The sequence below is a fragment of the Micromonospora sp. NPDC049101 genome (genome assembly GCF_040648675.1).
Taxonomy (GTDB): domain Bacteria; phylum Actinomycetota; class Actinomycetes; order Mycobacteriales; family Micromonosporaceae; genus Micromonospora.
This window is the reverse complement of record NZ_JBEZED010000007.1, coordinates 290,035-309,572: the sequence shown is the minus strand read 5'-3', so window position 1 is coordinate 309,572 and position 19,538 is coordinate 290,035. Positions and strand designations below refer to the sequence as shown.

Annotated in this window: 16 protein-coding genes; 3 read left to right on the top strand and 13 right to left on the bottom strand. The window is 71.7% G+C overall.

Features of this window, described 5'->3' with window-relative positions:
* Window positions 1-224: 224 nt before the first annotated feature.
* From AB0B57_RS12865 to AB0B57_RS12855, 3 genes are all read right to left on the bottom strand, one after another.
* The gene (locus AB0B57_RS12865; RefSeq protein WP_357068423.1) at window positions 225-1,331 is read right to left on the bottom strand and encodes a hypothetical protein; all 1,107 of its coding nucleotides are present in this window, start codon (window positions 1,329-1,331) and stop codon (window positions 225-227) included.
* 261 nt (window positions 1,332-1,592) lie between these two features.
* Window positions 1,593-3,722, bottom strand: a complete 2,130-nt coding sequence (locus AB0B57_RS12860; RefSeq protein WP_357068421.1) for a DEAD/DEAH box helicase — start codon at window positions 3,720-3,722, stop codon at window positions 1,593-1,595.
* A gap of 39 nt (window positions 3,723-3,761) precedes the next feature.
* A complete protein-coding gene (locus tag AB0B57_RS12855; RefSeq protein ID WP_357068419.1) occupies window positions 3,762-5,510 on the bottom strand; it encodes an AfsR/SARP family transcriptional regulator in 1,749 nt (582 codons plus the stop codon).
* 142 nt (window positions 5,511-5,652) lie between these two features.
* Between AB0B57_RS12855 and AB0B57_RS12850 the strand changes: the two genes are divergently transcribed.
* Window positions 5,653-6,474, top strand: coding sequence for a hypothetical protein (locus AB0B57_RS12850; protein WP_357068417.1), 822 nt, complete (start codon window positions 5,653-5,655; stop codon window positions 6,472-6,474).
* A gap of 62 nt (window positions 6,475-6,536) precedes the next feature.
* On the opposite strand, the gene AB0B57_RS12845 is transcribed toward AB0B57_RS12850, so the two are convergent.
* From AB0B57_RS12845 to AB0B57_RS12810, 8 genes are all read right to left on the bottom strand, one after another.
* Window positions 6,537-7,283, bottom strand: coding sequence for an SDR family oxidoreductase (locus tag AB0B57_RS12845; RefSeq protein ID WP_357068415.1), 747 nt, complete (start codon window positions 7,281-7,283; stop codon window positions 6,537-6,539).
* Between the two features lie 103 nt (window positions 7,284-7,386).
* Window positions 7,387-8,487 carry a branched-chain amino acid ABC transporter permease gene (locus tag AB0B57_RS12840; RefSeq protein ID WP_357068413.1) on the bottom strand — a complete coding sequence of 367 codons (1,101 nt, stop codon included), beginning with the start codon at window positions 8,485-8,487 and terminating at the stop codon, window positions 7,387-7,389.
* A complete protein-coding gene (locus AB0B57_RS12835; protein ID WP_357068411.1) occupies window positions 8,484-9,374 on the bottom strand; it encodes a branched-chain amino acid ABC transporter permease in 891 nt (296 codons plus the stop codon). Before AB0B57_RS12835 ends, AB0B57_RS12840 begins: the two co-directional genes overlap by 4 nt.
* Entirely contained in the window at window positions 9,374-10,099 is a 726-nt protein-coding gene (locus AB0B57_RS12830; protein ID WP_357068409.1) for an ABC transporter ATP-binding protein, read from the bottom strand. The genes AB0B57_RS12835 and AB0B57_RS12830 overlap by 1 nt, the downstream gene beginning before the upstream one ends.
* Window positions 10,099-10,842 carry an ABC transporter ATP-binding protein gene (locus AB0B57_RS12825; protein ID WP_357068407.1) on the bottom strand — a complete coding sequence of 248 codons (744 nt, stop codon included), beginning with the start codon at window positions 10,840-10,842 and terminating at the stop codon, window positions 10,099-10,101. The genes AB0B57_RS12830 and AB0B57_RS12825 overlap by 1 nt, the downstream gene beginning before the upstream one ends.
* A gap of 3 nt (window positions 10,843-10,845) precedes the next feature.
* Window positions 10,846-12,045, bottom strand: coding sequence for a substrate-binding domain-containing protein (locus AB0B57_RS12820; RefSeq protein ID WP_357068405.1), 1,200 nt, complete (start codon window positions 12,043-12,045; stop codon window positions 10,846-10,848).
* Window positions 12,046-12,261: 216 nt separating this feature from the next.
* The gene (locus AB0B57_RS12815) at window positions 12,262-12,429 is read right to left on the bottom strand and encodes a hypothetical protein (protein WP_357068403.1); all 168 of its coding nucleotides are present in this window, start codon (window positions 12,427-12,429) and stop codon (window positions 12,262-12,264) included.
* Between the two features lie 477 nt (window positions 12,430-12,906).
* A complete protein-coding gene (locus AB0B57_RS12810) occupies window positions 12,907-14,019 on the bottom strand; it encodes a glycerophosphodiester phosphodiesterase (protein ID WP_357068401.1) in 1,113 nt (370 codons plus the stop codon).
* Between the two features lie 141 nt (window positions 14,020-14,160).
* On the opposite strand from AB0B57_RS12810, the gene AB0B57_RS12805 reads away from it, so the two are divergent.
* Both AB0B57_RS12805 and AB0B57_RS12800 read left to right on the top strand, forming a co-directional pair.
* On the top strand, window positions 14,161-15,495 hold the full coding sequence (locus AB0B57_RS12805; RefSeq protein ID WP_357068399.1) for a potassium transporter TrkG: 1,335 nt from the start codon (window positions 14,161-14,163) through the stop codon (window positions 15,493-15,495).
* Between the two features lie 50 nt (window positions 15,496-15,545).
* Window positions 15,546-16,178 carry a TrkA family potassium uptake protein gene (locus AB0B57_RS12800; protein ID WP_357068463.1) on the top strand — a complete coding sequence of 211 codons (633 nt, stop codon included), beginning with the start codon at window positions 15,546-15,548 and terminating at the stop codon, window positions 16,176-16,178.
* 39 nt (window positions 16,179-16,217) lie between these two features.
* Here AB0B57_RS12800 and AB0B57_RS12795 read toward each other — a convergent pair whose 3' ends face one another.
* Window positions 16,218-17,870, bottom strand: coding sequence for a protein kinase (locus AB0B57_RS12795; RefSeq protein WP_357068396.1), 1,653 nt, complete (start codon window positions 17,868-17,870; stop codon window positions 16,218-16,220).
* A gap of 71 nt (window positions 17,871-17,941) precedes the next feature.
* On the bottom strand, window positions 17,942-19,504 hold the full coding sequence (locus AB0B57_RS12790; RefSeq protein WP_357068394.1) for a fused MFS/spermidine synthase: 1,563 nt from the start codon (window positions 19,502-19,504) through the stop codon (window positions 17,942-17,944).
* Window positions 19,505-19,538: the final 34 nt, after the last annotated feature.

The following is a 19,538-nucleotide window of genomic DNA, read 5'->3' as shown; positions in this document are numbered from 1 at the left end:
ACACCTGCCGATGCCCGAACGTCACCACACCCGGCCTCGCCACCAGCACCTCCACCACAACCAAGATCAGTTGCACTGAAGCCTAGAAACCACCCCGAAGGGCGTGGCAATAACCTCATGATCAACGGGGCGGGCCGGGCCGGGCGCGGGCCGGGCGCGGGCCAGGCCGGGCCGGGCGCGGGCCAGGCCGGGCCGGGCGCGGGCCAGGCCGGGCCGGGCGCGGGTTAGGGGACTGTGGTGGTGAACTCGGCGGTGTGGACCTTGGTGCCTACTCGGAAGTCCAGGTAGAGGCGGTAGCGGCCGGGGCCGGGGGTGGCCAGCCAGAACTTGATCTGACCGTTTACCAGCTCGGTCTCCGGGTGCACGTGCAGGTAGCCGAGGTCGCCCTCGCGTAGCGCCACCAGGTGCCCGTACGCCCCGAGGTAACGCTCCAACGGCGCCGCACCGTCTGCGCTGTCGACTCGGAAGGTCAGCGGCACGCTCGCCCCGACCTGCGGAGTGCCCTGGAAGCCGACGGTGAACCCGTCCACCGTCGTCGAGGTGGCCGGTGCGGGCAGCGGCCGAGGCTGGTAGCCGCCCGGCACGACCAGGTCCGTGCCGAGGGTCACCGCGGTCTGCGCGCCGTTGTCGGCGACCACGGTGAAGTCGGCGTACGCGCGCCAGACGCCGGGCTGCGCGAGGGTCAACGGCACCGACCAGATGCCGTCCGCCGCTATGGTCGGGTGCAGGTGCTGGTAGCCGGTCAGGTCGCGGCGGACGACGATCAGGTGCATCGGCTTGTCGTGGACGACCGCGAAGCGGGTCACCGGCCTGCGCTGCGTGTCGCGCACCTGGAAGCGGAGCTGACCTGGGCGACCGGCCGCGAACTCGGTGCCCAGCGGGGCGAGGGTGAGCCCGGCCGAACTGACCGCCAGCCCGCCCGGCTCGATGACCGCGCCCTGGTCGGTGCTCGTGGCGGTGCCGTGGCTGTGTGGGCCGATGCCCGGGGGGTCGGTGTGCTCGGCAGCCAGGGATGACGGGCTGCCGGTGGTGGTCCCGGTGGCGTTCAGCCGGCCGAGGCCGAAGCCGAGCAGCACCGCCAGCACCAGCCCGCCGACCACAAGTGCCAGCCGGAGTGTGCTCCGGTCCGGCGCGGCGGAGACCGAGTCGGAGACCACCGCCGCGTCGGGAGCCTGGTCGGACGCCGCCGCAGCGGAGACCGGAGCAGACGCCACCGGCACCTCGGGGGCCCGGTCGGACACCGCCACGTCGGAGACCGGAGCAGTTGCCACCGGCGCGTGGGGGGCCTGGTCAGGCACCACCGGCACGGCAGCTGGGTGCTGGTCGGTCATGCCGCCCACCGTACCGCCGTGGCCAGCCACCCCGGGCCGCCGCCCGGACGGCGTGGCGACCGTCGCATTCGCCGCCGCCCGGGAACTTTCCTCCACCAACCCGCACGAACCGGCCCAGCCCGCCGCGGGCGGCGTGGGCCAGCCGGAACCGATGCGGGCGAACGTGGCTCAGCCAGCCACGGCAAGGGGAGCGTGGATCAGCCGGAACCGGTGCGGGCGAGCCAGCGTGGATCAGCCGGCCACAGCAAGGGCCAGCGTGGCTCAGCCAGCCACGGCGAGGGCGAGCGGGAGCACGTCGGGTGCGCCGGCCCGGCGCAGTGCCCGGGCCACCAGCGTCATTGTCCAGCCGGAGTCGACCAGGTCGTCGACGAGCAGCACCGGACCGTCCAGCCCGGCCAGGGTGTCGGCCAGGTCGGCCGGCACGGTGAACGTGTCGTGCAACGCGCGTACCCGTTGGGCGCTGTTGCCGCGCGGCCCCGCCGGGCCGCCCGGACCGGCCGGGGTGACCTCGCCGAGCAGCGGCAGCCGGCCCACGGCGGCGATCCGCTCGGCCAACGAGCCGACCAGCCGGGGCCGCCGTCGGGAACCGACCGCGACCACACCTACCGGCCGGCGCGGCCACGGGTCGTCGCCGTGCGCCCACGCCTTCAGCACCTCCACGACCGCGCCGGCGACGCCGTCGGGCACCGGCGCGTCCGGTGCCTCCGGGCCGACGAGATCACGCAGCCGCCCACCCCAGCCCAGGTCGGAGAGGCGCCCGACGGCCCGGCCGGCCAGCGCCTGCTCCGCGGCGGCGATCCGGCCCTTCAGCGGTACGCCCACCGCGTCCAGCCCGGTCGGCCAGAGCTTCTTCGGGGCGATCTCCACGCCGGGTCGGCCCAGGAACGTCTGTGCGGCGGCGAGCGCTGCCGTCGACACGTCGGCGACGAAGAGCGGGTCGGCGCACCTGTCGCACCGCCCGCAGTCGGTCGCCCCGGTGTCGTCCAGGCACTCCCGTAGATACCGCATTCGGCAGTCGGGCGTGGCCGCGTACTCCCGCATGGCCTGTTGCTCGACGGTGCGTGCCTCGGCGACGCGCCGCAACCGGGCCTCGTCGTAGACCCACGGCTCGCCGGTGGCGAGCCACCCACCGCGCACCCGGCGGACCGCGCCGTCCACGTCGAGGACCTTGAGCATCAGCTCCAACCGGGCCCGGCGCAGGTCGACGAGGGGTTCGAGGGCCTGGGTGCTGAGCGGGCGGTCGGTGTGCAGGGCGGCCAGCACGGCGCGCACCTGCTGCTCCGGAGGGAACGCCAGTGAGGCGAAGTAACGCCAGATCGCGGCGTCCTCGACGCCGGGCAGCAGCAGCACCTCCGCGTGCTCCACGGCGCGGCCGGCGCGGCCGACCTGCTGGTAGTACGCGATCGGCGAGGGCGGCGCGCCCAGGTGCACGACGAAGCCCAGGTCGGGCTTGTCGAAGCCCATGCCGAGCGCGCTGGTGGCGACCAACGCCTTGATCTTGTTGTCGAGCAGGTCCTGCTCGGCGGCCCGCCGGTCGGCGTCCTCGACCTGACCGGTGTACGAGGAGACCGGGTAGCCACGGGAGCGCAGGAACTCGGCCGTCTCCCCCGCTGCCGCCACGGTCAGCGTGTAGACGATGCCGGAACCGGGCAGCTGGTCCAGGTGGTCGGCGAGCCAGGCCAGCCGGTGCGCCGGGCTGGGCAGGTCGAGCACGCCGAGGCGCAGCGACTCGCGGTCCAGGGTGCCGCGCAGGACGAGGGCGTCACCCAACTGCTCCGCCACGTCCTGGGTGACCCGGGTGTTGGCGGTGGCGGTGGTCGCCAGCACCGGAGTGCGCTCCGGCAGCTCGGCGAGGAACGTACGCAGTCGCCGGTAGTCGGGCCGAAAGTCGTGCCCCCAGTCGGAGACACAGTGCGCCTCGTCGACCACCAGCAGCCCGGTGGTCGCGGCCAGCTTCGGCAGCACGCCGTCGCGGAAGTCGGGGTTGTTGAGCCGCTCCGGGCTGATCAGCAGCACGTCCACCGCACCGGCCTGGATCTCGGCGGTGATCTCGTCCCACTCGTCGAGGTTCGCCGAGTTGATCGTGCGAGCCCGGATGCCGGCCCGGGCGGCCGCCTCGACCTGGTTACGCATCAACGCCAGCAGCGGCGACACGATGACGGTCGGGCCGGCCTGGTGGCCCTGCTCGCGATCCCGGAGCAGGGCGGTGGCCACGAAGTAGACAGCCGACTTGCCCCAACCGGTGCGCTGCACGCAGAGCACCCGCCGCCGGTCGACGACAAGTGCCTCGATGGCCCGCCACTGGTCCTCGCGCAGCCGGGCGTGGTCGCCGGCCAGCCGACGCAGCACCGCCTCGGCCCGTTCCCGTACCGCCGCCCGCTCGTCGCCCATCCGGCATTTCTACCAGCCCACGCCCGAGAAACCCCACGATCAGCGGGGCACAGTGGGCCCCGCCTCCACCTCCGACGGCGCGTCCGTCGGCGGGACGGGCAGCGGTAGGAAGAGCAGGACGCCGCGGAGCCCGTCGACAACCCCGAGGGGCAGCGGGCAGCGCGCGGCCAGCTCTTCCATCGACGCGTACGGGCCGCGTACCCACCGGTCCATCGCCACCTGCCGGCGTTGCGCGTCGGTGAGCCCGGGCAGTGTGGCGAGCACGTGGTCGGGTACGGCGTTGATGTCCACCAGCCCGCCGTCGTCGAAGGCGCGGGGCAGGTCGGGGCGGCCGATCGCGAACTCCAGACGCGCCGAGGGATAGCGGTGCAGTAGGTTGCGCGCCTGTTCGCGGCGCAGTCGGCGCTCCTCGTCGCGTGCCTGGGCCAGCTGCGGCCGGCCGGTGATCCGCCCCCAGACCCACCGGTTGAGCAGGACCACGTGCAGGGCGCCCACCAGCCAGCAGAGGCCGATCACGCCGAGCCCGAGGAACGCCTCGGCCGCCGAGTCCTCCTTCTCCAGGTCATCGGTGGCGATCATGAAGACCAGCAACACCGCGGTGAGGAGATAGCCGACGGCCGCGAGGCCGAGCCGTCGACTGCGGCGCCGCACCGCGTACGCCAGAATCACCAGCCAGGTCCCGGTGCCGAACGAGAGCAGTGGCAGAAGGGTGCCGGCGACGGTGGCCGTGGTGCTCACCCACGTCGGCAGCGGGTGCCGCTCCCGGCGCGGCTGGTCGACCGCGAACGGGGACGGCGGCCCGGCGGACAGTGCGGGATACAACGGTGACGGCAGATCCGCGTACGGCGGGACGGCCGCCTGGGGCGGTGGGATCGACGCCCGCGCCGGGACGGCCTGGGCGGGCGGTGATGCGGAGGGCGGTGCGGTCGGGGCGGCGGACGGTTGCGCCGGCACCGCGTTCTCTGTCTGCCGGGCGGCGGAAGCCGGAGCGGGCCACCCTGTTTCCGGGACGCCTGCGATGAGGGTCGGGTCGGAGCAGAGGATGCGTTGGTGCAGTGCCTGAAGTGCCTCGCCCGGCCCGATGCCGTACTCCTCCCGGAGCAGGTCACCGAACTCCCGGTAGGCCGCGAGCGCCTCCGCCTGCCGCCCGCTGCGATAGAGCGCGAGCAGGAGCTGGTGCCGCAGTCGTTCCCGGACCGGGAACTCGGCCACCAACTCCACAAGCTCCCCGACCATCTCGCGGTGCCGGCCGAGGTCCAGCATCAGGTCGGCCCGGGTTTCCAACGCGACAGCCCGCAGCTCGACCAGGCGTTGCCGGGCCGCCTCCAGGAACGGCCCGGTGAAGCCGGTGAACGGTTCTCCCTGCCAGAGCGCCAGGGCGGTGGCCACCTCGGTCAGCGCCTCGGCGGCACGACCCTCGGCGCGTCGCTGCCGGGCGCGGTGGATTCCCCGTTGGAAACGGACCGCGTCGAGCGCGTCCGGATCGACGCGGAGCAGATAGCCGGCATCGGTCAGGCTCAACACCTGCCCCGGCGTACGCGGTGACCGGTCCGGTTCCAGCACCCGACGCAACCCGGCGACGTACTTCTGCACCACGTTGGGGCCGTTCGCGGGCGGATCGTCCGGCCAGACCGCCTCGACGATCTGCCCGGTGGGCACCGGACGACCCGCGGACAGCAGCAGAACTGTCAGCACGGCACGCTGTTTGCCGGGACCGAGGTCGATCTCGCGGTCGGCGTACCAGGCCCGCTGAGGCCCGAGGATCTCGAAACGCAGCGTTGCTGACATGCGAATTTCCGCTCCTGACACCTCCGGCAGCGCCGGACGGCAGTGCCCGGCAGCCGGACGGCAGCATATCGGCAGCCGAACCGCCGTGCCCGCCCGCAAGATGGTCACCGGCACAGGCCACGCAGCGAGAAAGAGAAATGTGATGACACAGGCAACGGGCAGCGCGAGCACCACCCGACGCACGGTTGGCGTGATCGCCGCCATGCTGGCCACAACCACCCTGCTCGGGGGGTGTGGGCCCAAGAGCGAACCGGCCTCGGCACCGCAGAGCAGCCCGAGCGCCAGCCCGACCGCCGACCCGAAGGAGACGCTCCTCGGCGCCGTTCCGGACGGCACCGAGGGAACGTTCCGGTTCAGCGGCAAGGACGCGACGAGCACCATCAGCGGGCGAGTCGACCCGGACGCGAAGGGCGTCGAACTGAACACCACGATTCCGCCCGGCGCCGATGGCATCTCCGTCAAGATGTCGGTGCTGATCATCGCCGAGGAAGCCTGGATGAAGATGAAGTTGACCGGCCAGGCGGGCCTGCCGAAGTTCCCGGACAAGTGGATGAAGCTGGACCGCACGAAGCTCACCGACAGCGACACCATCCCGGCCTACGACGGTGCCGACCAGGGCAACGCGGGCCCGCTCATCCAGGCGGCCACCTCGGTGCAGGAGCAGAGCCCCGGGCAGTACGCCGGTGTCATCGACGTCAGTGCCGGTAACGCCGCGAAGGTGCTGGAGGAGGGTGAGGCGGCGGCGCTGGGCGCAGCCGCCAAGACGGTGCCGTTCACCGCGGTGGTCGGCGCGGACAAGCAACTGTCCTCGCTGACGCTGAAGATCCCGGCCGCCGGCAAGGCGAAGGCCTACGACTACGTGATCAACTACGCCGACTACGGCACCGCGCCGAAGATCAGCGTACCGACCGGCGCCGCCGCGACGAACGCGCCGAAGATGGCGTACGAGATCTTGAACAACTGACCCATGACGCACGAAGGGCGGCGGCCACACGGGGGTCCGCCGCCCTTCGGCGTACGTGTGCGTCAGCGGCCGAGGACCGACCCCCCGTTGACGCCGAGGACCTGGCCGGTGACGTAGCCGGCGGCGGGGCTGGCGAGATAGCGGACGGCCTCGGCGATGTCGTCCGGCACCCCGGCTCGCCCGACCAGGGTCGCCGCCACCCGCTTCGCGTGCCCCTCGGCGGTCATCCGGTCACCGAAGAAATCGGTCTCGGCGACATAGCCCGGGCTCACCACGTTGACCGTGATCTGGTCCGGGCCGAGCTGCGCCGCCAGGTCGTACGCCCAGCCGTGCAGGGCGGCCTTCCCCGCCGAGTAGGGCCCGCCGCCGCCCCGCTGCGCGGAGATCGAGCTGACCAGGATCACCCGCCCGCCGGGCCGGCGCAGGACCGGCCGCAGCGCCTCGGTCAGCAGTACGGCGGTGAGGACGTTGGCGTCCAGGTTGGCCCGCCAGTGGGCGGCGATCCCGGCCAGTGTGCCGGTGTCCCCGGCCAGATAGCTGCCAGCGTTGTTGACCACCACGTCGACCGGCCGACCGCCAACCGCCGTGAGCACCCGGTCGACCTGCTCCGGGTCGGTCAGGTCCGCGGTCACGGCGGTGACGGCCTCCGGCCGCCCACACTCGGAAGAGATCCGTCCGGCGGCAGCCGTCACCACGTCCGTCCGCCGCCCAACGATCAGCACGTCGTACCCGTCCCCCGCAAGCGAACCCGCAACGGCCGCCCCAATCCCAGTCCCGCCCCCACTAACAACAGCAAGCAACGACCCCATGCCCGACCTCCCCATCCACAGAACCCCGTCGATCATGACGTTATCGCCATCCACCACGGCGTGTCGTAGCTATAACGTCATGATCGACGGGGTCGACGGGGGGTCAGCGTGGGGGGCGGCGGAGGGGGGACAGGAGGGGGGACAGGCGGGGGGCCAGGCTTGTTAGGCCTCCGGGGAAGAAGTAGACGGCCAGGATGAAGACCGTGCCCAGGACGAAGAGGGGCTGGCTCAGCGGGCGGCTCAGGACGGCCGGCAGGTTGTCCACCGCGTCGCTGGTGCCGAAGGCCGTGAGCCGGTGGTCCAGGTACATGTAGAGGACCCCGCCGAGCACCGGCCCCCACCGGGTGCCCGGGCCGCCGAGCACCACCATGACCAGCAGCGACAGGGTCAGCTCGGAGGACGTGATGTGCGGTGACGCGCCCCCGACGATCAGGACGTAGACCACCCCGCCCGCCGACGCCAGCCCGCCGGCCAGGGTGAACGCCACAAGCTTGTAGCGGTACGGGTCCAGCCCGAGCACACCGATCCGCCGCTCGTCGTCGCGCAGCCCGGCGAGCACCCGCCCGGTCGGCGACCCGCTCACCCGGTGCACCACGAAGACCACGAGCGTCAGGTACGCGAGTGCCAACCAGTACAGGTTGACCGTGTTGGTCACCCCCACCAGCCCGGCGGGCAGCCCGGACACGTCCAGCGGCAGGCCCTCCTCGCCACCGGTGAGGCCGCCGAAGTCCCGCGCGACCAGGATCGCGCCGACCTGGGCGAACGCCAGCGTGACCATGGCGAACGCGATGCCCACGGTCCGCAGCGCCACCGCGCCGAGCAGCGCCGCGAGGATGGTGCCGCCGGTGATGGTCAGCAGCGCCGCCTGCCACAACGGCAGGCCGGCCCGGGTGACGAGGATGTCGGTGCCGTACACACCGGCGGCGAAGTACAGCGCGTGTCCGAAGGAGAGCATGCCGGTCCGGCCGAAGAGCAGGTCGTACCCGGCGGCCAGCCCGCCGAAGATCAGGCAGATGGCGAGCAGTTGCAGGGTCCCGGGCGAGTTGAGCGGCCCCTCGAAGACCCCCGGCAGGGAGATCGTCGAGTACGGCAGGATCGCCAGCACGACCACCGCGACCAACGGCAGGAACGGACGCACGCGGTGCACCCGGGCCGGTCGCGGCGAGGTGGGGGCCGGTGCCGGTGTTGCCTCGATGAGCGTCATGCCGTTGCCGCCTTTCCGGCGATGCCCTGCGGACGCAGCAGCAGCACCACGGCCAGCAGCCCGACCACGCAGATGTCGCCGAGCCCGGACGTGCCGTAGTAGTTGACGAACTGCTGCACCAGCCCGACGACGACCGCCGCGTACGCGGAGCCGACCACCGAGCCCATCCCACCGATCACCACCACGATGAACGCGAAGATCAGCAGCGAGCTGCCCTGGCCGGGCGAGACGGTGCCGAAGTAGACCCCGCCGAGCGCCCCGGCGAGCGCGGCGGCCGCCCCACCGATCGCGAAGACGAGCGTGAACGCCTTGCGCACGTCGATGCCGAGCGCGGTCACCATCTCCCGGTTCTCCACACCGGCCCGGATCACCAGGCCGTACCGGGTCCAGCGCAGGAACGCCAGGATCGCGCCGAGCACCAGCACCGCCGCGATGATCAGCAGCAGGCCCCCGTTGGGCACCTGCGCGCCGAGGATGCCGGTCACCTGCCGGGTCCAGTCCGGGCGCGGGAAGGTGCGGGCGTCCGCACCCCAGGTGGCCTGGAGCAACGCCACGCCGGCCAGCGACAGGCCGACGGTGACCAGCACCTGTTCGATGGTGCGGGAGTAGAGCGGGCGGATCAGCACCAACTCGACCAGGATCGCCACGAGCGTGCCGGCGGCCACCCCGAACGCGACAGCGAGCACGAAGCCGAACCCGTCGGAGCCCGCGCCCGGCAGGTTGCCCGCCGCCCACCAGGTGCCGTACGCGCCGACGCCGAGGAACAGCCCGTGCGCGAAGTTGAGCACGTCGGCCAGACCGAAGACCAGGGACAGGCCGGAGGCGACCAGGAAGTACAGCGCCGCCAGGCCCAGCCCGGTCAACGTCAACAGGATCAGGGTATCCATCAGTGACTCACCTCCGCCGAGCCCACACCCAGCAGCGACTTGGTCAACGCCGTCTCCAGCAGCAACTCGCGGGCGTCGCCAGTCCAGGCGACCCTGCCGGCGGCCAGCACCACCGCGTCGCGGGCCAGCCGGCGTACCACCGCCAGGTTCTGCTCGACGAGCAGCACCGGCACCGACTCCGCGACCCGTTCCAGCACTTCGGCGACCTCGGTCACCACCTTCGGCGCCAACCCCTTGGTCGGCTCGTCGACAAGCAGCAGCCGGTTGTCGTTGAGCAGCACCCGCCCGATCGCGAGCATCTGCTGCTGCCCGCCAGACAGCGAACCGGCCCGTTGCCGTCCGCGCCGGTCCAGCTCCGGAAAGAGCGCGAAGACCTTGTCGTACGCCGGGGTGGTGCCGCGCCGCTCGGCGAGCCGCAGGTTCTCGGCGACGGTGAGGCCGGCGAACACGCACCGGTCTTCGGGCACGTAGCCGAGCCCACCGCGGACCAGCCGGTGGGTCGGGCGGGACAGCAGGCTCTGCGCGCCCATCCGGATCGTGCCGCGGACCTCCCCGGCGGGCGGGGTGAGGCCGACGATCGCGCGCAGCGTGGTGGTCTTGCCGACACCGTTGCGGCCGAGCAGGACCGTCACGCCGGTCGGGGCGACAGCGAAGGACACCCCCTGGAGGATGTGCAGCCCGGAGATCCGGACCGACAGATCCTGCACCGTGAGAACTGGTTCCATCAGAGCGACTCCCCCAGGTAGGCCTCTTGCACCGTGGGGTTGGCCATCACCGTCTCCGGGGTGTCGCAGGCCAGCAGCGCGCCGTGGTGCATGACGGCGATCCGGTCGGCCAGCTCCAGGATGACGTCCATGTGGTGTTCGACCATCAGCACCGCCCGGCCGCTGTCGCCGGTCAACGACTTGATGACTGCCACCAGCTCGGGCACGTCCTCGGCGCTGACCCCGGCCATCGGCTCGTCCAGCAGCATCACCCGTGGTTCACCGGCGAGCAGCAGGGCGATCTCCAATTTGCGCTTCTCGCCGTGGGCCAGGGTGCCGGCGAGTGCCGTACCCCGGTGGGCGAGGCCGACCCGGTCGAGCGCCGCGTCGGCAGCGGCGACGACCTCCCGGTCGGCCGCCGCCCGCCGCCACAGTGCCATCGAGCCCCCGCGGTGCGCCTGCACGGCGAGCCGGACGTTCTCCCGCACGCTGAGCGAGCCGAAGACCGAGGACGCCTGGAAGGTACGGCCCAACCCGAGGCGGGCCCGCCGGTGCGGCGGCAACTCCCCGATGTCCTGCCCGTCCAGAACGATCCGGCCCTCCGTGGCCCGGCGCAGGCCGGTGATCAGGTTGAACAGTGAGGTCTTGCCGGCGCCGTTCGGCCCGATCACGCCCAGGAACTCCCCGGGCGCGAGGTCGAGGTAGACGCTGTCGACGATGGCGACCTCACCGATCCGCCAGGTCAGACCGCGGGTGGCGAGCATGGCTCAGCCCTTCATCGCCACGGCCGGCGGCGCGGTCTCGTCACCGGTGAGGCTCTTCTGCGCGGTGGCCGTGAACGCGGTGCCGCTGCCGGTCAGCTTGGCCTGGAACATCGGCTGGAGCAGCGCGTGGTCGGCGGCGCGGATGGTCATCTTGCCCTTGACCCCGTCGAAGCTCCAGCCCTCCAGGGCGGTGACCATCTTGTCGACGTCGTCCCCACCCTCCTGCACCGCACGGACCACCATCTGGGCGGCGGCGAAGCCGTCCGGGTGGAACAGGTCGATGGTGCTTACCTTGGCCTTCAGCGCCTTGCTGGCCTCGGTGTCGCTGGCGCCGTCGAAGTAGTGCGACAGGAAGGAGATCTTCGTGCCGGCCGCGCCGAAGGTGGGCCAGGACGAGCGGATGTCCAGGCCGGTGACGACGGTGGTGGACGAGAGCACGCCCTGCTGGTCGAGGCTCTGCCACATCGCCGGGGCGGTGGTGCCGGCCCAGGCCACGAAGAGCAGGTCCGGCTTGGCCGCCTTGATCTGGCTGGCGAACGGGGTGAACTCGGTGGCGCTGGCCGGCGCCCGGACGCTGCTCACGGTGGCACCCGCGGCACCGATGACGGCCTTGACGGCAGCCTCGTTGGCGTCACCGAACGCGCCGTCCTGGGCGAAGACCACCACCTTCTTGCCGGTCGGGTCGCCGATGAACGACTTGGCGGTCACCACGTCCTGGTAGGACTGCCGCCCCGAGCGGAACGTGTACTTGTTCGCGCCGGTCACCGCGTCGGTGGCAGCCGGGCCGGAGATGAACAGCACCTTGTTCTGTGCCGCGATCGGCGCGACCTGCAACGCCACGCCGGAGGCGGTGGAGCCGGCGATGATCTTCGTACCCTTGCCGATCAGATCTTTCGCCGCGGAGACCGCCTTGGCCGGGTCACCCGCGTCGTCGACCTCGGTCAGCTCGATCTTCCGGTCGCCGACCTTGCCGGTGCCCTGGGTGGCGAAGTCCAACCCCGCCTTGAACCCCTCGATGTACTGCTTGCCGTAGCTGGCCAGGGCTCCCGACTGGGAGTACACCAGGCCAACCTTGACCGGTGCGGCGTTGTCGCCGCCGCCGGTGGCGGTGTCCTGCGGGCTGCCGCAGGCCGTGGCGGCCAGCGCCGCGGCCATCATCGTGGCGGCGGAGAGGAACGCCCGCCGCGTGTGCCGGACCGTCATCGCGACTCCAGGTGAGGACAGGATGCTGTGTTGTCGGCTCACGCTAGAAGTGACGTCACCCACGGGCTATGTGGCGGAAACACACAAGTAACGGGAATGAGGTGGCCGAGGGTTACAACGGGCCGCACCGCCACCGCGCGACCGGTTCCCCCGATGGCCCGAACCCCCACCGGCCACCCGGCGGATGTGTCGCCTCGCGCCATTCGCCCCGTTCGGTCAGCCGCACGGCCCGTCGTGCTCGGCCGGGCGCGGGCAGCGCCGACGACCGTCGAGCAGGCAGTCACAGCAAACCCGGTGTCGTACGCACTGCGCGTCCTCCTCGGACACCGTCGTCTCGGCCCGGTCCACGTCGGCGAGGAAATCCAGCGCCCGCGTGATCGCCAACCGTGCGTCACCGAGGCACGCAGCCGCTGGACGTAGCCCACCCTCCCAAGATCGCGCTCGGTCGTTGATGTCAACGCCGTTGCGCTAGACGGAATGACTGTTCGTCAACGGGCCCCGGCTCGCCGATCATGGAGTTGTGGTGGGTAACAGAACGCCCGTAAAACCCCCAAAGTCGGCACCACAACTCCATGATCGCCAAGCTGGGCCCAACCCGCTCCCCGATCGGGCACTTCCTGTCCTGGGTTGACCCGCCGGCTACAGCCCTAACGCAACGGTGTTGGTTAGCGGCGGCGATTGCGATCTTGTCTTCGCCGCTACCGTGCGCGTCGACGCGACGTGGAGCGAAACAGCGCTGGCCCGTCGTCCGGGTGGCGGACGACGGGCCAGCGCGTGGGCCGGGCGGGTCGGCCCGGCGGTCGGCTCGGAGCGGGTCAGCTCCGGGCCGGGTCGGAGGGGGCAGTTGTCGGCGAGACCGAGTCAGCGGCCGGCGCGGGCGGCGACGGCGGTGTCCGGGTGGTCGCTGAAGACGCCGTCGAGGCCCAGGCCGAGGAAGAGTTCGTACTCGGCGGTGATGTCGCCGCGCGCGTTCGGGTCGGTGCCGATCCGGAAGTCGACCGGGAGGAACTGGTTCTCGGCGCGGAACGTCCAGGAGTGCACGAGCAGGTGCTCCCGGTGCGCGTCGCGTACCACGTTGGTCGGGGTCAGCAGGGCACCGGCGGCGTCCCGGGGCACGATCAGGTTCTTGTTCGCCCCGATGCCGTCGGCATACCCGGCGATCCACTTCAGCCCGGCCGCGGTGGCGAGGTCCTGGTAGCCGCGGGTGTCGCCGGTGGCGGTGAAGTCGTACGGGCGGCCGGTGGCATCGAGCAGTTGGACCAGCTTGACCTCGGTCAGCCGGCTCAACCGGCGCAGGTTGGCCGTCTCGAACGACTGGATGAAGACCGGCGAGTTCTTCCGGTCCAGTTTGTTCTGCCGCAGCACCCGAAGCAGCGGCTCCTCCAACGGCAGGCCGATCGAGGCGAAGTAGCTCGGGTGCTTGGTCTCCGGGTAGATGCCGATGGTGCGGCCCCGTGTCCGCCCTTCGGTTCGGGCCAGGTCGATGACCTCCTGGAGGGTGGGCACCTCGAAGCGGCCGTCGAAGGCGGTGTTAGCCACCCGGACCTGCGGCAGCCGCTCCTTGGCCCGCAGCGTCTTCAACTCGGCGAGGGTGAAGTCCTCGGTGAACCATCCGGTCACCGCGACGCCGTCGATGGTCTTCGTCGCCTTGCGGGTCGCGTACTCCGGGTGCGCGGACACGTCGGTGGTGCCGGAGATCTCGTTCTCGTGCCGGGCGACCAACACGCCGTCGCGGGTGGAGACCAGGTCCGGCTCGATGTAGTCGGCACCCATCCGGATCGCCAACCGGTACGCCTCCAACGTGTGCTCCGGCCGGTACCCGCTGGCCCCCCGGTGGCCGATCACAATCGGTCGGTCGTTGGCCCGGGAGCGGTCCGCGTCGGTCGCGGGGCCGGCTTCGGCCATGGTCGGCACGGCCACGGCGGCGGCGAGCAGTACGCCGGCCAGGCCGAGGGTCGGAAGGGTACGTCGCATCGCCGTCTCCTGTCGTGGGGGAAGCCGCTACAGCAGACCGCCCCGGATTGGCCGGCAGTTGGTCGATGGCTGGCCGGGAGGTGAATCTCCGGGTATGCGCGTTCCGGTGCCAGGCGGCGAGCGGAAAAGGAAGATTGTCTGGTGCGCCGGTTCTTCCGCAATCCCGTGCGGCTGGTGCCGTTCGCGTTCCTGGTGCCGATCCTGCTCGGCACCGGGCTGCTGATGGCGCGCGGGGCGACCGCCGAGCACCAGCACCCACCCCTGGTCACGGCGCTCTTCACCGCCACCTCGGCCGTCTCGGTCACCGGCATGGCGATCACCGACACGCCGAACTACTGGTCCGGCTGGGGACTGGTGGTGATCACCCTGCTCACCCAGCTCGGTGGTCTCGGCATCCTCACCGTCGCGGCGCTCGTCATCCTGGTGGTGTCCAGTCAGCTCGGGCTGCGCAACCGGCTGCTCGTGCAGGCCGAGACCGCAGAGTTCGGCATCGGCGAGGTGGGTCGGTTGTTGCGCCGGATCGCGGTGACCGTCTTCGCCTGCGAGGCGGTGATGACCGCGCTGATCTCCGGCCGGCTCTGGCTGGCCTACGACTACCCACCAGGGTGGGCCCTCTGGTCGGGTGTCTTCCACGCCGTGCAGGGCTTCAACAACGGCGGATTCGCGCTCTATTCGGACGGCCTCCTGGCCTTCAGTCGCGACCCGTGGGTCTCGCTGCCCCTGGCGGGCGGCGCGATCATCGGCGGGCTCGGGTTTCCCGCTCTGTTCGAGGCGGTCCGCGAGTGGCGCCAACCGGCGCACTGGGCGGTCGCGACCAAGCTGACCGTCTGGGGCACCGCCGTGCTGCTGGTGATCGGCTTCGTCTGCTTGCTCACCGCCGAGTGGACAAACGCGAGCACGATCGGCCAGTACGACGTACCCGGCAAGATGCTCGCGTCGTTCACCCAGATCGCGTTGAGCCGTACGGGTGGCTTCAGCGTCCTGGACATCGCCGCTCTCCAGGAGGAGAGCTACCCCCTGCTGATCGTGCTGATGTTCATCGGTGGGGGCAGCGCCAGCACGGCGGGGGGCATCAAGGTCGCCACGTTCTTCCTGCTGGCGTTCACCATCTGGGCGGAGCTGCGCGGCGAGCCCGACGTGACGGTCGGGCACCGCCGGGTGGCCACCGCCAGCCAGCGGCAGGCGATCACCGTGGCGCTGCTGAGCGTCGCGCTGGTCACGGCCGGCACGATGACGTTGCTGCTGCTCACCGAGGGCGTCCGCTTCGTCGCGGCCCTGTTCGAGGTGACCTCCGCGTTCAGCACCACCGGTCTGACCATCGGTCTGGCCGCCGAGTTGCCGGCCGGCGGTCAACTGGTCCTGACCGTGCTGATGTTCATCGGTCGGGTCGGGACGCTCACCCTCGGGTCGGCGATCGCCTTGAACACGCGACGCCGGCTCTACCGCTATCCCCAGGAACAACCAGTTGTCGGTTAGCGCGAGGAGGGGCGAGTGTGGCGAGACGAGCGGACAGCGGCGGCATTGTGGTGATCGGGTTGGGTCGCTTCGGTTGCCACCTGGCCGGGTCGTTGACCCGGATGAACCGCGAGGTGTTGGCCATCGACCACAACCCGGCGCAGGTGCAGCGCTGGTCGGCGCAGCTCGACCGGGTCGTGCAGGCGGACTCGACCGAGGAGGGGGCGCTGCGGCAGCTCGGGATCACCGGTTTCGGCCAGGCGGTGGTGGCCATCGGGGCCTCGGTAGAGGCGAGTGTGCTCACCGTGCTGGCCCTGGTCGAGCTGGGCCTGCCACAGATCTGGGCCCGGGCCACCTCGCAGAAGCACGCCAAGATCCTGTCGTCGGTGGGCGCCCACCACGTGATCTTTCCGGAGGCGGAGACCGGGGACCGGGTCGCGCACCTGATCGTCAGCCGGTTGCTGAACTTCATCGAGTTCGACGACGACTTCGCCATCGCCACCGTGCGGGTGCCCGAGACCCTGGTGGGTCGTACCCTGCGCGAACTGCGACCGGAGGAGCACTACGGGATCCGGGTCGTCGGCGCCAAACTGCCGGGTGAACGCTTCCGCTACACCTCGGACGACACCGCGCTCCCCGAGGGTGGGGTGCTCATCGTGGAGGGTGGAATCGACCAGGTGCAGCGGTTCGCCGGGCAGCGCTGACCGTCACCGCGGGTGGGGGGCCGTGACCACGCCCACCGGTCAGTGTGGCGCTTTTCCCGGACCACCACCCGAGCCTGCGGCCTTCGCCTTCGCCGGGCCCTTGGGCGCCGTCGGCGGCTTGGCCTTCGGCGCACCGCCGCCGGTGCCGGCACGCACAGTCGTCTTCTTCGGCGGGGCCTTTGTCGCGGCCGGCTTGGGCGGCGGGGCCGTGGACGGCGTGCTGCCGGCGACCCCGGAGACACGCACCCCGCAGGTCACCTCGCCGAGCCGGAACTCCACCGGCAGCGGGTTGGTCCCGCTGTACGTTCCGGTGAGGGTGAGCTTCTCGGCCGCGCCGGGGGCCAGCGTGTTGCGTTGGGCCGCCGGCCGGATCACCACGGTGCTCCCCTGCTGGTGCACCGGTGCGGGTTCCGCCTTCGTCACCGTCTGCTGACCGGGGAAGCTGAAACTCATCGCCCAGTCCCGCAGCTCCCGGTCACCGGTGTTGGTCAGTGTCAGGTCGGCGGCGAAGTCGGTGCCGGAGTCCGTCCGCAGCGCGTACGCCACCTCGCAGGGCGCCGCGGCCGGCAGACCCATCCGGGCCTCGGTCGTCGGCCGGCCCTCGCCGTTGGCCGGGCTGCGCGAGGTGAACCCCCACATCACGCCGGTGACCGCGATCAGCCCGACGGCTGCCACTCCGGCCTCCACCCGCCGACGCCGGGTCACCCGCTGCCGGGCCAGCCGGTTCCGTTCCCGGGTACGCGGCAGCGGCATCGCGTCGGTCGCCGCCGACCAGGGCAGAATCGTGGTCCGCGCGCTGCTCAGCAGGGCCGGGTCCACGGGGCCGGTGGCCGGGGAGACCGGCACCGCCGCGAGCATGCCGGCCGCGTCGGAGAGGATCCGGGTCAGCTCGGCGGAGGCCGGTCGATCGGCGGGCCGCTTCGCCAGGCAGCGCCCCACCAGCTCGGTCACCTCGTCGGGCAACCCCTCGACTGTGGGCATCGGCTCCGGGTCGGTGTACATGTGTGCGCGCAACATCTGGGTGGTCGTCGTGGCCTGCCACGGCAGCCGGCCGGTGAGCATCCGGTAGAGCAGCAGCCCGACGGCGTACACGTCGGTGGCCGGGGACACCTGGCCGTTGTCCAGCCGTTCCGGGGCGAGGTACGCGGGTGTGCCCAACAGCGCGCCGTCCGGCCCCTTCTCGCTCTCCCCCACGAGGGCGGAGATGCCGAAGTCGACGACCTTGACCCCGGTGGAGGTGAGCATGACGTTGCCCGGGGTGACGTCGCGGTGCACCACGCCCCGGGCGTGCGCGGTGGTCAACGCCGAGCTGACCTCCGCGCCGATCGTCACCGCCTCCCGCCAGGGCAGTTGGCTCTCCCGGCCGAGGCGGCTGGCCAGCGAGGTGCCGTCGACCAGCTCCATCACCACGTACGGCACGGTCAGGCCGACCTGCTCGGACTCGCCGTAGTCGTACACGTTGGTGATGTTGGGGTGGCAGAGTCGTGCGGCGGCCTGCGCCTCGATCCGGATCCGGTGGCGGAAGGCCCGGTCGCTGGCCAGCCTGGAGGCCAACACCTTCACCGCGACCTGGCGGCCGAGCACCTCGTCGTAGCCGCGCCACACCACCGACATGCCGCCCGCGCCGAGCTGCTCGATCAACCGGTACCGCTCATCGAGGAGCTGCGCGCTGTTTCGGTCCCCACCGCCCATGGTGACCGTTGTTGCCCAGGATCAAACAACCTACACCTGGAGTATCGGAATCGGTCAGGATTGTCACCCGTTCAGGCGGTGGCCAGCAGTTGGTCCACCGGGGCGTAGTCGTCGGTCAACACCAGCGCCCCGCCGACGAAGTTCGTCAGTTCGGTGCCGGAGAGCAGGCTGACCTTCGGGTCCACCTCGGCCAGCCGGGCCCGCACGGCTTCCAGTGGCAGCGGCGCGTCGGAGCCGACGATGAGGAAGTTGGCGCCCTGCTCCTCGGCGAGCGCCTCCGGCGGCGCGATCAACGCGACGTGCCGGAACTCGGCGGTCACCGTGGCCAACTCGGCGCGGATGAACCGCAGCGGCGGGTAGTCGATGACGTTCTGCACGTACACGCCGCCGGGGCGGGTCACCCGCCGGACCTCGGCGGCCATCTCCCGGGTCGCCAGGTGCCAGGGCACCACCAGGTGACCGAACGCGTCACCGACCACCAGGTCTCGGCTGTCCGTCGGCTCGCCGGCGACCAGCAGCCGGGCGTCGCCCACCACCGCCCGCAGCTCCGGCCCGGTCCGTACGCCCAGCTCCTGCTCGCCCAGCTCGACCAGCCCGCCGTCGATCTCGAACACCACGTTGTCGGTGCCCGCCCGGGTGGCGGTCAGGTAGCGCGGCACGGTGAATCCGCCGCCGCCCAGGTGCAGCGCGTCCAGCCGCTGACCGGCCGGCGCGGCGACGTCCGCGACGGCGCCGATCCACTTCGTGTACGCGTACTCCAGGTGTTTCGTGTCCGCGAGGTCCACGTACGAGTGCTGGGCCGAGTTGAGCAGCAGCGTCCGGCCGGTGGGCCGGTTCGGGTCGGTGGTGACCCGGGCGCAGTGGTACGCCGTCTCGATGTCGCACGGGTTCGGTGCCACGGTGGCGAGCCCCGCCCCGACCAGGCCGAGCACGGCCAGCGCGGCCCGGGTCCGGGCCGGACCGGGCAGCTCGGTGGGCTCCTGCCGGCGCAGATACCAGCCGAGGCCGATGCCGACCAGCCCGAGCGCGATCGCCAGGGTCAGCAGGATGACAGTGCTGCGCAGGGCGGCGACCAGCACGAAGCCGGTGAGCAGGGTGGCGGTGATGCCGCCCAGGGTGCCGATCCCGGAGAGTCGACCGACCACCTGGCCGGTGCGGCGCAGGTCGGCCAGTTGAAGCTTCACGACCAACGGGGTGACCGCGGCCAACAGCGCGGCCGGCACGAACACGGCTAGCGAGACCAGGAGCAGGATGCCGCTGGCCGCGCCACCACGCAGCACCTCTCCGGCGTACCGGACCACGGGCAGGGTGATGGCGGTGGCGATGCCGGCCAGAACCAGCGCCGGGGCCAGCAGACCGCGCGGGTTGCGCCGGTCGGCCAGCCAGCCGCCGGTCCATGCCCCATAGGCGATCGCGGCCAGCGCGACGCCGATCACCGAGCTGGTCACCTGGAGGGTCACCCCGACGTACGGGCCGACCAGGCGCAGCGCGACGGTCTCCAACACCAGCACGGCACCGCTGGAGAAGAAGACCAGGAAGGCGGCCAGGCCGTTGGGCAGCGCCCGGCCGGTGACCGGCACGGACGGGGCCGCGGCGGCCGGCGGGGCCGCGACGTCGGGCGTTGGGGAACTCATCGTCGCGATGGTACGCAGCGAAGCTGGCGTTCAG